Origin of the sequence: Paraburkholderia xenovorans (assembly GCF_046030735.1) — a bacterium.
Classification (GTDB): Bacteria; Pseudomonadota; Gammaproteobacteria; order Burkholderiales; family Burkholderiaceae; genus Paraburkholderia; species Paraburkholderia xenovorans_A.
Genome location: NZ_JAQQBV010000020.1, coordinates 86286 through 99135, shown reverse-complemented (window position 1 = coordinate 99135; position 12850 = coordinate 86286). Strand labels below are relative to the sequence as shown.

The window sequence follows — 12850 nt, the reverse complement described above, 5'->3', positions numbered from 1 at the left end:
TCCGACGAAGCCGCCTGGACCTCGGGCGCGGCGATCGCCGTGACGGGCGTTGCCGTTATTTCGACGCCACCGTCGGCTTGCTGCCGAGAAGTGCCCACTGGCCGTTCTCGATCACGAGGTTGACGCTCTTCACGCCGATCACGCGACGCGTAGCCGGGTCGAACGTCGCCTTGCCGAACACGACGCTCGGCACGTCGCGCAGTTTCGGCAGCGCATCGCGCACGCCGCGGCGATCGAGGCCGCCGCTGCGCAACGCGTACGCGGCGATGATCGTGGCGTCGTACGCGAATGCATTGAACGCGTCCGGCTGATGGTGATACTTCGCTTCGAACGCATGCACGAAGTGTTGGACTTCGGGGTTCGGGTCGCCGGGGAAGAAACTGGTGTTGGTCGTCACGCCGTTCACCGCGTCGCCGCCGAGTTCCATGAACTTCGGCGAATACACGGAGCTTGCCGCGACGATCGGCAGTTCGATGCCGCTGCCGCGCGCCTGACGCACGATCTGCGCGCCGTCCGTGTAGTACGAGATCAGCACCAGCGCGTCGGGCTTCGTATCGCGCACGCGCAGCAGCGTCGCGCGGAAATCCTTGTCGGTGGGCTGGTAGCCTTCGGCGGCCACCACTTGCGCGCCGCGCGCGGCCGCGGCCTTCACGAATACGTCCTTGCTGGCGCGGCCCCAGTCGGTGTTCTGGAACAGCACCGCGATCCGTTTGAAACCCTGCTTGACAGCCAGATCCGCCAGCAGCGGCTGCGCATCCGCCTGGCTGACCGACGGACTCCAGATGAAGTCGCCGCCCTTGGTGAAGTCGGGATGCGAGTTGGTGAAGCCCAATTGCACGAGACCCGCGCGTTGATAGATCGGCGAGGCCGCCATCGAAGCGGGGCTGGAGAAGTCGCCGAGTTCGATCAGGATGCGTTTGTCGTCGACGAACTTTTGCGCGATGCCGACCGCCTGGCGCGGATCGCTCTGACTGTCTTCGAACACGTACTGCAACGGGCGGCCGTTGATGCCGCCCTGGCTGTTGATCTCGTCCAGCGCGAGGTCGAAACCCGCTTTCCACTGCGCGCCGTATTGCGCGTTCGGACCGGTCAACGGTCCGCTCACGCCGAAGAAAACCGGCTCGCCGCTGGCGGGCGCCGCGAACGATGGAGCATGGAGCGACAAGGCGAGCACGGCGCCGGCGAGCGCGAAGAATCGCCGGACCAGCGCGGAAGGACGCGAGGCAGACATGGTGGTTCCCACGATGAGTTGGACTGCGGAGTTGGACTACGAGTCTCTAACGCATCGGTTCGTGCGACAACCAAGCGATTGGCATATCCATATTCGCCGGCTGTCGCTAGCCGCACCACGCCGCCTTTTACTGCATGTTTGCCGCTGTCAGCCAGGAAACACCGGCTCACCCAACGTCAGCATCAGCCGGTTCGCCCACGCGAAGATCGCAATCGCATGGCTCAGATCGAGAATCTGCGCATCGTCGAGACCCGCGTGGCGCAATGCGTCGAGCGATTCGGCATTGACGGCTTCCGGATGCAGTGTGAGATCGATCGCGTACCTGACGATCGCGCGTTCGCGCTCGGTCGTGCCCGCCGTCTGCGGATCGGCGAAAACCTGCTGGATCACGTCGTCGCGTTTCGTCAACTGCTGAAAGCGCTGCGCATGCACCGACGCGCAATACACGCAGCCATTGATTCGCGACACGACCGTGCTCGCGAGTTCGCGCTCCGCGCGCGACAGGCCGCCGGGCGCGTACATGATGCTGTTGAACGCGCCTGAACGTTGCCGCAGGATTTCTGCTTCGTGCACCAGCAGCAGGTAGTAGTCGGAGGTTTTTGCGTGCGGGTGGCTGGTTTCGAGCACCGCGGTTTGCGCGGGCGACGCCTGATCGAGCGCAACCGTATCGAGCCACGCGCTCCAGCCGAGCGTCTGCGAGGTGAAGCCGTGAGCGGTGCTCATGCGTTGGCCTCCAGTGCGCGCAGCGCGGCGACGATCCGCACCTGGAACGTGACGAACGCGATCAGTTGCGACAGCGCGACGATCGCGCGCGTCGTCAGCCCGGCCGCCTGCAACGATTCGAGAGCCGGTTTGCCGACCGTCGACGGATGCTGCACGACGGCTTCCGTATGAATCAGGATCGCCGCCAGCCGCTTCACGCGATTGTCGAGGGCCGCGAACGACTCGGTGGGAAGCGCGCGCTGCTCGGTGATCGCGTCGAGCAGCGAGCTCGTGGCGTCACGGTTGTCGGTCGGCAACGCGAGCAGACGCTCGCGGTAAGCCTGCGCGGCCTGATCCGCGTTCGACAGCAGCGCCGCGTACCACGCCGCGTAAAGCCGCTCGCGCAGCGTCAGATCGACGACGTCGTCCGAGAACAGCGCGTCGTGGCTGCCTTGCGTGTAGCGGGTGGTGTCGCCGCGAAACTCGCGCAGCGCCGCGACCGGGCTGTCGGGCGCGAGTCCGGCCAACTGGGCGACGAGATCGTTCGCCGTGCCGGCCACGCCGGCCGACGGTGATGGAGGTGATGAAGACATGCTGTGTCGGTCCGTCAAAAGGTAAGGTCAGGCGGTGGTGGTGTCGATGGAGCCGGCTTCGGCGTCGATGTCCGCGTCGGCCCATTCGTCGCCGGCGAGTTCGGCGGTGTCGAACGCTTGCAGCGCGGTGTAGTGCGTATCCCGGTCCGCGTCGAACAGCATTGCGGCGATCGCGCGGGCGAGCCGTTGCGCGCCGTCGCTGATCGCGGGGATGTCGCCGGCAACCTTGCCGTGCGAGAGGCTCGCCGCGTGGTTGAAGCAGTGGATGCGCGCGAGCGCCGGACAACTGCCCGGCACGCGCTCCTGGAACGCGAAGTTGCGATCGAGATCGGGCGAAGCGGCGAGCTCGTCGTTCGACTGATCGGACGACGGCGTGAAGCGCTCGCGCCAGCGGCGCACGTGCGGCGCGATCAGCGCGAACTCGTCGCGCGTGTCGATTTCCGAATGAAAGCCGGTGCCGAAAATCAGGTAATCGAGCGTGTAACGTCCTCGCGGCGTGTCGACCACGACGGTGTCGTCTGTGTGACTCACCTGAATCAGCGGACTCGACAGATGCAGATGCGCGTCTTCATATCGGGCAACCCGCAGCACGCTATCGCGCGGCGGCGGAGTTTGCGTACGCGCGGAGTAATGCAGGAAGCGCCACTTCCAGTCGTCCGGCAAACCGGCGAAACCGTGCACGAGGCCGGGGCTGCCGATTCCGGTCAGCTTGTTGACACGCGGCAGCGCGGCGCGCCGCACGAACAGATCGACGCGGCCCGCGCCGGCTTCGAGCGCGCTCGCGGCATTGTCGAACGCCGACGCGCTCGCGCCCACCACGCCGACGCGCTTGCCGCGCAACGCGGCGAAGTCGATCGCGTCGGACGAATGCGCGCGCAGATGCGCGGGAAGATGGCGGGCCAATCCGGGAATGAACGGGCCGCCGAGGCCCTCGCGGCCGGTGGCGAGCACGACATGGCGCGCAAGCACGGTTTCGCGCTGAGCGTGGCCGGTGCCGTCGGCGGGACCGCGCAGCAGATCGAGCGCGATCAGGCCGTCGGCGCGCGGTTGCAGCTTCAGCACGCGCGTGTCGTTGCGCACCGGCAGTTCGAGCACCCGGCGATACCAGCGCAGATAGTCCATCCATTGCGCGCGCGGAATCTTGTAGAGCGCGCTCCATTGCTCGCGGCCGAACTGCGCTTCGTACCACGCGCGAAACGTCAGCGCGGGCAGGCGCAGCGCGGGGCCGGTCAGTTGCTTCGGCGAGCGCAGCGTTTGCATCCGCGCGTAGGTGATCCACGGTCCTTCCTGGCCTGCGGGCGCCTGATCGAACAACTGCTGGTTGTCGATGCCGAGCAGCCGCAATTCGGCGCTCGCCGTGAGCCCGGCCATGCCCGCGCCGATGATCGCGACATCGAGCACACGCTCTGCGTCGACGCTGCGCGCGGGCACCCAAGCGGGCGCGGGCAGCTCGAGCCAACCGAGGTCTTCGCGAAGCCGGGCTTCGAGCGCGGCCAATCCGTCAGCGGCGTGAGGAGGGTTCGATGCGGTCATGCCGTGACTCCGGTGTCGCGGTGAGTGGAGGAGGGATCGGGGTTGCCGTCCGCGCGATCGGGCGCGACCAGCGCGCCGTGCTGCGACGCCGCGTGGCGCACCGCGCCGGGCAGCAGCGCATGCGAGACCTCGGCGAGCGCGTCGATCAGCGCGTCGACGTCGTCGCTGCGCGGGCGGCCGGACAGCGTCACGACGCCGAACTGGAACGGGATCGCCACATCGAGCGGCCGCACTTCGACGTCGGCGATCCGCATGCCGAACGCGGTCACCGGATCGACGATCGCCACGCCGAGCTTTTCCTGCGCGGCCATCATCGCGTTCAGCGAGGCATTCGTTTCCAGCGTCACGTGCAGCGCGACGCCGGCCTGTTCGAACGCACGATCGATCCGGTTGCGCAGACGGTAGCGGTTCGCGAGCGTCGCGACCGGCTGGCCGGCGAGCCGTGCGAGCGGCAGCACGGCTTCCTGCGCGAGCGGATCGTCGCGGTGCAGCACCGCGACGCAGGGTGCTTCGATGATGTAGTGGACGTCGAGCGCCGCGTGATCGAGCGGCAGCGTCGCGATGCCGACGTCGGCGGCACGCGACAGCAGCGCCTGCACGACCTGTTCGGCCGAAGCGCTGCGCAGTTGCGTGCCGGCGCGCGAGTAACGTTGAGCGCGAGTTGCCGCATCCGGTGGCGCGAGCTTTGCGATCGCTCGCGGCGCCAACGCTGCCGCGAGCGCGGGCGTGCCGACGACGCGCAACGGCATCGCCTCGTCGCGGCCAATCGCGCGCGCGCTGTCGCGGATCGCCGCGAGACCGATCAGCGATCGTTCGACTTCGTCGTAAAGCAGAAACGCGCGGTTGGTCGGCGTGACGCGCGGCCCTTTGCGCTCGAATAACGCGTAGCCGATTTCCTGTTCGAGGTCCTGGATGGTTCTCGTCACGGCCGGCTGCGAGCGGCCGAGCAGACGGGCTGCGCCAGTCATGCTGCCGGTCGACATGACTGCCGAAAACGCCTCGAGTTGATGCAGCTCCATGCGATATCCCGTTCATGTGTTGGCTGCATTCTAGTGGCCGTTGAATGCGAAATTCTTATAATAAATCGAGCTATCCAAGTGACGAATTCTGCAATCGAACGGGCCGCGCGTGCCTCCGGGCGATTGCACGAGCCACGGCACGCAGCGCGGAAAAGCCCATGAAACAAGGGGTTTACGCAGATGGGAGCGACGCACGACGACACGCATAAGCGCCTTAATCGTGTTTTGTCATAAACTTTGCGCGAATGTTGGAATAAGCTTTGACGCTTATCTTCGTTGGCCCGCTTTCATGCGACATGGTTTCATCGCCTCACCCTAATTCATGGCGTGAGAACAGCATGTCGATTCTGCGGCACAACAAGCGCGGTGCAGCCCGCACGTTCCTTCAACTGGCCGGCGCACTGAGCGTTGCATTCGGCGCCGCGCTGCCCGCGGCTAATGTGGCGCACGCGGCCAATGCGGCGGCCGGCGATCCGTACTGGGTCGGCGTGACCGGTCCGCTGACCGGCCAGGACGCGCAATACGGCGAGCAGTGGAAGCGCGGCTTCGATCTCGCGCTCGAGCAGATCAACGCCCACGGCGGCATCAACGGCCATCCGCTCAACTACGATTTCGAGGACAGCCGCAGCGACCCGCGCCAGGCCGTCTCGATCGCGCAGAAATTCACCGACGACAAACGCATCCTGCTCGAACTCGGCGACCTGTCGAGCGGCGCGTCGATGGCCGCGTCGCCGGTGTATCAGCGCGCGGGCCTCGTGCAGTTCGGCTTCACCAACTCGCATCCCGACTTCACGAAGGGCGGCGACTATATGTGGAGCACCGCGATCAGCCAGGCTGAAGAGCAGCCGATGCTCGCGCACTACGTGACCAAAGGGCTCGGCTTCAAGAAAATTGCCGTGCTCTATCTGAATACCGACTGGGGCCGCACCAGCAAGGACATCTTCGCGAAGGCCGCGAGCGCGGACGGCGCGCAGGTCGTCGCGGCCGAGGCGTATCAGCCGAACGAAAAGGACTTTCGCGCGACGCTCACGCGCGTGCGCAGCGCCGATCCCGATTCGATCGTGCTGATCTCGTACTACTCCGACGGCGCGCAGATCGTGCGTCAGGCCCGCACGGCCGGTGTGCACACGCCGATCGCGGCGGTCGGTTCGGTCTATTCGCCGAAGTTCCTCGATCTGGGCGGCCCGGCGGTGAACGGCGTGTACACGGAATCGAATTTCTTCCCCGGCGATCCGCGTCCGGAAGTGCAGAGCTTCGTGCAGCGTTACCGCGCCAAATACGGCGCCGATCCGGACACCTTCGCCGCGCGCGCGTACGACGCGATGATTCTCGCGGGCGAAGTGATCCGCCGCTACGGCGCGAACCGCGCGGCCGTGCACGACGGCTTCGCGAAAATCAGCGACGTGCCGAGCGTGATCTTCGGCAAGTTCAAGTTCGATCCGCAGACCCGCCGCGTGGCCGGTGCGAAGAATCTCGAACTCGTGGTGAAGGACGGCAAGTTCGCGCTGTGGGACGGTGCCAGCGCCGTGCACGCGCAATGATCGAACCCATGCACACCGTGAGCTACAGGACTGACTCGCTATGACCGCCTGGTTCGACTACACGATCAACGGATTGATCGTCGGCAATATCTATGCGTTGCTGGCGGTCGGCCTCGCGCTGATCTTCGGCGTATCGCATCTGATCAACTTCGCGCACGGCTCGGTGTACATGGTCGGCGGCTTCATCGGCTGGCTGTGTCTGACGCGGCTCGGCTTGCCGCTGCCAGTCGCGCTCGTCGCGACGGTCGCGGGCTGCGCGCTGCTCGGCATCCTGATCGAGCGGATCGGCTTGCGGCCGCTGCAAGGCGCCGCGCGCATCGCGCCGCTGCTGGCGACGATCGGCATCAGCTTCGTGCTCGACCAGCTCGCGCAGATCGTGTTCGGACCGGACCCGCGTCCGGTGCCGAGCCCGTTGCCGGACTGGACGCTGTCGCTCGGCGGCGCGACGCTCGGCTCGCTCGATCTGCTGATCGCGGCGATCGGCGTGGGCGCGGCGGCCGTGCTGTATGTGTTCCTGCGCTTCACGCGACTCGGCTGGGCCGTGCGCGCGACCGCGCAGGATCGCGACGCCGCGCAGCAGATGGGCGTCAACGTGAATGCGGTGAATCAGGCGGTGTTCGCGATCGCGTGCGGACTCGGTGGTTTGAGCGGCTTGCTGGTGGGCATGTACTACAACAGCATCGATCCCGCGATGGGTTTCCAGGCGACGCTGAAGGGCGTCGTCGCGTTGCTGATCGGCGGCCTCGGCAATGTGCCGGGCGCGATCGCCGGCAGTTTGCTGCTGGGTCTCGTCGAAAGTTATGGCGTCGCGTTGTTCGGCACGAGCTATCGCGACCTGTTCGCGTTCGTGCTGCTGCTCGCGTTCCTCGTGTGGCGGCCGAACGGGCTCTTCAGTTCGAGCCGCCGTTTGCCGCCCGAGCCGCTGACGGGCACCTTTCTGTCGAACCGGCGCGCCGTCCGGATTCCACGCGGTGTGATCGTCGCGGTGGTCGCGCTTGCGTTCGCGTTGCCGTTCGTCGCGCCGTCCGCGTATCTGCTGCAAACACTGACCAACGGCTGGATCTATGGCTTGCTCGCGCTCAGCCTCACGCTGGTCGCGGGCACGGTCGGGCAGATTTCGCTCGGTCATGCGGCGTTGCTGTTGATCGGCGCGTATGCGTCGGCGCTGCTGTCGGTGAATCTGGGCTGGTCGCCGGCGCTGACGATTCCGCTCGCCGGCCTGATCACCGCGGCGATCGGCACGCTGCTGGTCTATCCGTCGTTCCGGCTGCGCGGGCACTATGTTTCCATCGCGACGCTCGGGATCGGCGAGATCATCGGCCTCGTGGTGCTGAACTGGGACAGCCTGACGCGCGGGCCGATCGGCATCACCGGCATTCCGCCGCTGTCGCTATTCGGCTGGCAGTTGACCGGCGTTCGCGCGGTCTACTGGTTCACGCTCGCGGTGCTGGTGGTGCTCGCGCTGTTGCAGGTGCGGCTGTTGCGCTCGCATCTGGGCCGCACGTGGCGTGCAATCCGCGAGGACGACGTCGCTGCACGCGCGTACGGCATTCGCCCCAATCGCTACAAGGCGATCGCATTCGCGTGCGGCGGTCTCGCGGCCGGGATCGGCGGCGGTATCGCCGCGCATCTGTACAGCTACATCAACTATCAGACCTTCGATTCGCAGGTGTCGATCCTCGCCTTGACGATGGTGATACTCGGCGGCCTCGGCAGCGTGGTCGGCGCGGTGGCGGGCGCGCTCGCGCTGATCAGCCTGCCCGAACTGTTCCGCTTCGCCGCCGATTACCGGATGCTGATCTACGGCGTGATCCTGTTGCTGCTGGTGCGCTTCCGGCCGCAAGGCCTGTTCGGCTCGGTATGACGGAGACGACGATGACCTCTTCTGACCAGACTTTTTCCGCCGGCGGCCGGGACATCCTGTTCGACGTGCGGAGCGTCACGCGCCGTTTCGGCGGCCTCGTTGCCGTCGACGAAGTGAACCTGTCGATTGCGCGCGGCGAATGCGTGAGCGTGATCGGACCGAACGGCGCGGGCAAGTCGACGCTGTTCAATCTGTTGACCGGTGTTGACACGCCTGACTCCGGCGTGGTGCGCTTCGACGGCGAAGACGTGACCGGCATGGCGCCGGAACAGCTTGCTGCACGCGGCGTCGCGCGCACGTTCCAGCATGGCCGCGTGTTCGGCAATCTGAGCGTGCTGGACAACGTGCTGATTGGCGCGCATGCGCGTCTCGCGACGACACGGCGCGGCTGGCCCGTGGTCGGCGCATTCGCGGAAGTGCTGCGCGCGCTGCTCGGGTCCGCGGCGGTGCGCCGTGAAGACGCCGAACTGCGCGCCGAAGTGAAGACGCTGCTGGCGCGCTTCGGCACACGCCTCGCGCCGCGTATCGACGAACCGGCGCACAGCCTGTCTTATGCGAACCGCCGGCGTGTGGAGATTGCGCGCGCGCTGGCCTTGCGGCCGCGCATTCTGCTGCTCGACGAACCGACCGCCGGGATGAACGAGTCCGAAACCGCGGAGATGCTCGAACTGATTCTCGAGTTGAAGCGCGAGGGCCTGACGATTCTGCTGATCGAACACAAGCTCGATCTCGTGATGCGGCTCTCCGATCGCGTGCTCGTGCTCGACGACGGCCGCAAGATCGCGTCCGGTCTGCCCGATGAGGTGCGCAACGACCCCGCGGTGATCGAGGCTTACCTCGGACACCGGCAGGTCGGCACGCAGGTCGGCACGCACGCTGGTACACAGCCTGGCACGCAGGCCGGCCGTGGCGAAACGGTCGCCGCAGCATGAACACGTCCAGCCTGCATCGGGTTGCGTCGAACCCTTTACCCATTACGCCTTCTACTCAAGCCGCCATGACCGAGCCGTTGCTCAAACTCGACCAGATCGATACGTTCTATGGACAGATTCAGGTTCACTTCGGCGTGAATCTGAGCATTGGACGCGGCGAGATCGTCAGCTTGCTGGGCGGCAATGCGAGCGGCAAGTCGACCGCGATGAAGGTGATCCTCGGCTTGCACAAGCCGCGTAACGGCACCATCAGTTTCGACGGCAAACCGTTGAACGGTCTTGCGACGCCGCAGATCGTGCGGCGCGGGATTGCTTCGGTGCCGGAAGCGCGGCGCCTGTTCGGCGACATGACGGTGCGCGAAAACCTGCTGATGGGTGCGTTCACGCGCAACGACCGCGCCGCGATCGCAGAAGACTACGAGCACATGCTCGAACTCTTTCCGCGCGTGAAAGAGCGGCTGACCCAGCGTGCGGGCACGTTGTCCGGCGGCGAGCAGCAGATGCTCGCGATGGCGCGCGCGCTGATGAGCCGTCCGTCGCTCGTCTGCATGGACGAACCGACGATGGGGCTGTCGCCGTTGTATGTCGACAAGGTGCTCGAACTGATCCAGACCATCAACCGGCAAGGCATCACGTTTTTCATGGTCGAGCAGAACGCGAGCCTCGCGTTGCAGATCGCGCATCGCGGCTATGTGTTGCAGACGGGGCGTGTGGTGCTGTCCGGCACCGCGAGCGAATTGCTCGGCGATCAGCGGATTCGCGATGCGTATCTCGGCGGCTCGCTCGCGGCGGAAACGGCGTCTTGAGATTGGCTGACGTTTAGCGTCCCGTGCATGGTGCGACGGGACGCCGGATTGGGCACCGCCGCCCGATCAGGAACCGGCGACGAGCTCGAGCGTCGCGCCATGCGTGAGCGCGCTGTCGAACGCACGCGACGTGCCGCCCGGATGAGTTTCCAGCGAGACCGCGAAGACGCCTTCACCGCGCGTCGCCAGGTACTCGCGGACGTCGGCTGCGAGACCTTCGGCGCGCTCCAATGCCCCCCGCGACGGACTCAGCAACGTGAGCGTCGTCGTGCCGAGCGGCAGGATCGCGATCTCGACGCCATAACCCGGCAACGGCGCACGCTGCGCATCCACGTCGCCGAGCAGCGCGCGATAGCGCACGAGACTCGCGTCGAGATCGTTCACCACCAGCGTGAGATTTCTAACGCCGCGCGCGCCGTTAGCGTGCCGGCGCACCTCTCCTTCGGCGACGCGCAAACGGCGCGGCGTCACATCCCCGCATAGAAACGGCAGGTCCGCGCTGTGCGGCGTGCCGAGCTGCCATTCCAGCCGTTCGCCATCGGGACGCAAACGTCCGCCGGCAATCGGGCCGTTGTACGCGAGGCCGCGTTCGCGCGCGGCCTCGATTGTCGCGGCGACCGATTGCGGCAGCAGCGCGTAATCGACGAAGCCGTCGCCGACGCGATTGTTCTCGTCCCACCAGCGATGCGTGCGCGCATCGCGCAGAAACGCGATCAGTTCGAAATAGCTGCCGTCGGCGAGACCGATCAGCGCGTTGTGCGTCGCGCCGTCGGCATGCGTGCCGCCGCGCTGCACCGTGAAGCCGAGCGCGCTGAAATGGGCGATGGTGTGTTCGAGATCCTGCACGCGGATCACGATGTGGTCGAGTGAAAGGGACATGCCGGTCGGCTCATCAGAAAGAGGGAGCCGCAAAGTATGCGAAGCCGTTCGCAAAAACACTAGCAACGGATTGTCGAATGCATAGTGCGGGATCTGCAGGCGTGGGCGGCTCAGTGCCCGTGATGGCAACGGCAAAAAGTTTTCTGGCGTCGAATAAATGTTATAACATAACATAAATATCCTCACCCACGACTCGTCCCAGAAACCATGAACAAGCTCCCCGTTACCGTCCTGTCGGGCTTTCTCGGCGCCGGCAAGACCACGCTGCTCAATCACGTGCTGAACAACCGCGAAGGCCGGCGCGTCGCGGTGATCGTCAACGACATGTCCGAGGTGAACATCGACGCGCGGCTGGTCCGCGAGGGCGGCGCGCAGTTGTCGCGTTCCGAGGAACGGCTGGTCGAGATGAGCAACGGCTGCATCTGCTGCACGTTGCGCGAAGATCTGCTGGTCGAGATCCGCAGGCTCGCCGCCGAGGGGCGTTTCGACTATCTGCTGATCGAATCCACCGGCATCTCCGAACCGCTGCCGGTGGCGGAAACCTTCACGTTCCGCGACGAAGCGGGCGAGAGTCTTTCCGACGTCGCGCGTCTCGACACGATGGTGACCGTGGTGGACGCGTACAACTTCGTGCGCGACTACGGCTCGCACGACCGCCTGCACGATCGCGGCGAAACGATGGGCGAAGAGGACGAGCGCACCGTCGTCGATCTGATCACCGAGCAGATCGAATTCGCCGACGTGATCGTGCTCAACAAAACGGATCTCGTCGCAGCGGACGATTTGAGCCGGCTCAAAGGCGTGCTGCGCAGCCTCAATAGCCGCGCGCGCATCGTGGATGCGTCGTTCGGCCAGGTGCCGCTCGGCGAGGTGATGGGCACGGGCCGTTTCGATTTCGACGCGGCCGCGCAGGCGCCGGGCTGGCTCAAGGAGATGCGCGGCGAGCATATTCCCGAGAGCGAGGAATACGGGATCACGAGCTTCGTCTATCGCGCGCGCCGGCCGTTTCATCCGCTGCGATTCTGGCGCTGGATTCAGGCTGAATGGCCGGGCGTGGTGCGCTCGAAGGGCTATTTCTGGCTGGCGTCGCGTAACGATCTGGTGGGCAACTGGTCGCAGGCCGGCGCGATTTCGCGGCACGAACTGGCCGGCCGATGGTGGGCCGCGGTTCCGCCGAGCCGCTGGCCGCAGGATCCCGAAAGCCGTCACATGATCGCGCAACGTTGGGAGTTGCCTCACGGCGACCGGCAGCAGGAACTCGTGATCATCGGTACCGGTATCGACGAGGTGGTGCTTCGCGACTGCTTCGACCGGTGTCTGCTGACCGACTGGGAAATGAACGAAGGCGCGCAGGCGTGGGCCGCTTACGACGATCCGTTTCCGGTGTGGTCGATCGCGAGTCCTGTCGAGCGGGAAGCGATCGAGGACGATGCGGTCGATGCGTGAGTCTGGCGGCCAAACCTTCTAATTTAGGTAAAGCGCAACACGCTTCGAAATAAGCTTTTGTTCGAAGCAAAGCACGAGCCTGATGGATTCCATGTACGACGCCCGCGACTAATCGATTCGTTCGCCGTCGTATATGGATTTGCTGAATCGTTGGTTGCCGGCATAGTTCAGTGCTGTTTTCATGGTCCGCGTTATCGCTCTCGAGGACAGCGCCATGAGTACCGTGCCCGAATGCCGGCAGCCGCGCAGCGCCGCGCGCCGCGTCCAACACGCGCAGCAGATTCGCTCGCGCCGTCACGTCCGT

Annotated in this window: 11 protein-coding genes; 5 read left to right on the top strand and 6 right to left on the bottom strand. The window is 65.7% G+C overall.

The window, feature by feature from the left end; genetic code table 11:
- Positions 1-55 precede the first annotated feature (55 nt).
- From PQQ51_RS20590 to PQQ51_RS20570, 5 genes are all read right to left on the bottom strand, one after another.
- A complete protein-coding gene (locus PQQ51_RS20590) occupies positions 56-1231 on the bottom strand; it encodes an ABC transporter substrate-binding protein (protein WP_408498664.1) in 1176 nt (391 codons plus the stop codon).
- 147 nt (positions 1232-1378) lie between these two features.
- Positions 1379-1954, bottom strand: a complete 576-nt coding sequence (locus tag PQQ51_RS20585; RefSeq protein WP_408498663.1) for a peroxidase-related enzyme — start codon at positions 1952-1954, stop codon at positions 1379-1381.
- On the bottom strand, positions 1951-2526 hold the full coding sequence (locus PQQ51_RS20580; protein WP_408498662.1) for a CMD domain protein: 576 nt from the start codon (positions 2524-2526) through the stop codon (positions 1951-1953). The genes PQQ51_RS20585 and PQQ51_RS20580 overlap by 4 nt, the downstream gene beginning before the upstream one ends.
- A gap of 27 nt (positions 2527-2553) precedes the next feature.
- Positions 2554-4059 (bottom strand): NAD(P)-binding domain-containing protein, encoded by a 1506-nt coding sequence (locus PQQ51_RS20575; protein WP_408498661.1) that lies wholly within the window; start codon positions 4057-4059, stop codon positions 2554-2556.
- Positions 4056-5078 carry a LysR family transcriptional regulator gene (locus PQQ51_RS20570; RefSeq protein ID WP_408498660.1) on the bottom strand — a complete coding sequence of 341 codons (1023 nt, stop codon included), beginning with the start codon at positions 5076-5078 and terminating at the stop codon, positions 4056-4058. Before PQQ51_RS20570 ends, PQQ51_RS20575 begins: the two co-directional genes overlap by 4 nt.
- 338 nt (positions 5079-5416) lie before the next feature.
- Here PQQ51_RS20570 and PQQ51_RS20565 point away from each other — a divergent pair, with 338 nt between their 5' ends.
- The 4 genes from PQQ51_RS20565 to PQQ51_RS20550 all read left to right on the top strand — a co-directional run bounded on the left by PQQ51_RS20565 (position 5417) and on the right by PQQ51_RS20550 (position 10221).
- On the top strand, positions 5417-6619 hold the full coding sequence (locus tag PQQ51_RS20565; protein ID WP_408498659.1) for an ABC transporter substrate-binding protein: 1203 nt from the start codon (positions 5417-5419) through the stop codon (positions 6617-6619).
- A 40-nt stretch (positions 6620-6659) separates the two neighbouring features.
- Positions 6660-8483: an ABC transporter permease gene (locus PQQ51_RS20560; RefSeq protein ID WP_408498658.1), complete on the top strand. Its 1824-nt coding sequence runs from the start codon at positions 6660-6662 to the stop codon at positions 8481-8483.
- An 11-nt stretch (positions 8484-8494) separates the two neighbouring features.
- Positions 8495-9415, top strand: a complete 921-nt coding sequence (locus tag PQQ51_RS20555) for an ABC transporter ATP-binding protein (RefSeq protein ID WP_408498657.1) — start codon at positions 8495-8497, stop codon at positions 9413-9415.
- A gap of 65 nt (positions 9416-9480) precedes the next feature.
- Entirely contained in the window at positions 9481-10221 is a 741-nt protein-coding gene (locus PQQ51_RS20550; RefSeq protein ID WP_408498692.1) for an ABC transporter ATP-binding protein, read from the top strand.
- A gap of 66 nt (positions 10222-10287) precedes the next feature.
- Here PQQ51_RS20550 and PQQ51_RS20545 read toward each other — a convergent pair whose 3' ends face one another.
- A complete protein-coding gene (locus PQQ51_RS20545; RefSeq protein WP_408498656.1) occupies positions 10288-11100 on the bottom strand; it encodes a VOC family protein in 813 nt (270 codons plus the stop codon).
- A gap of 207 nt (positions 11101-11307) precedes the next feature.
- Here PQQ51_RS20545 and zigA point away from each other — a divergent pair, with 207 nt between their 5' ends.
- Positions 11308-12546, top strand: coding sequence for a zinc metallochaperone GTPase ZigA (zigA, locus tag PQQ51_RS20540; protein WP_408498655.1), 1239 nt, complete (start codon positions 11308-11310; stop codon positions 12544-12546).
- Positions 12547-12850: the final 304 nt, after the last annotated feature.

What these genes read in the sequence shown, in the direction of transcription:
- PQQ51_RS20590 (WP_408498664.1), bottom strand. Translation starts at nt 1,231, where the DNA reads ATGTCTGCCTCGCGTCCTTCCGCGCTGGTCCGGCGATTCTTCGCGCTC.
- PQQ51_RS20585 (WP_408498663.1), bottom strand. Translation starts at nt 1,954, where the DNA reads ATGAGCACCGCTCACGGCTTCACCTCGCAGACGCTCGGCTGGAGCGCG.
- PQQ51_RS20580 (WP_408498662.1), bottom strand. Translation starts at nt 2,526, where the DNA reads ATGTCTTCATCACCTCCATCACCGTCGGCCGGCGTGGCCGGCACGGCG.
- PQQ51_RS20575 (WP_408498661.1), bottom strand. Translation starts at nt 4,059, where the DNA reads ATGACCGCATCGAACCCTCCTCACGCCGCTGACGGATTGGCCGCGCTC.
- PQQ51_RS20570 (WP_408498660.1), bottom strand. Translation starts at nt 5,078, where the DNA reads ATGGAGCTGCATCAACTCGAGGCGTTTTCGGCAGTCATGTCGACCGGC.
- PQQ51_RS20565 (WP_408498659.1), top strand. Translation starts at nt 5,417, where the DNA reads ATGTCGATTCTGCGGCACAACAAGCGCGGTGCAGCCCGCACGTTCCTT.
- PQQ51_RS20560 (WP_408498658.1), top strand. Translation starts at nt 6,660, where the DNA reads ATGACCGCCTGGTTCGACTACACGATCAACGGATTGATCGTCGGCAAT.
- PQQ51_RS20555 (WP_408498657.1), top strand. Translation starts at nt 8,495, where the DNA reads ATGACCTCTTCTGACCAGACTTTTTCCGCCGGCGGCCGGGACATCCTG.
- PQQ51_RS20550 (WP_408498692.1), top strand. Translation starts at nt 9,481, where the DNA reads ATGACCGAGCCGTTGCTCAAACTCGACCAGATCGATACGTTCTATGGA.
- PQQ51_RS20545 (WP_408498656.1), bottom strand. Translation starts at nt 11,100, where the DNA reads ATGTCCCTTTCACTCGACCACATCGTGATCCGCGTGCAGGATCTCGAA.
- zigA (WP_408498655.1), top strand. Translation starts at nt 11,308, where the DNA reads ATGAACAAGCTCCCCGTTACCGTCCTGTCGGGCTTTCTCGGCGCCGGC.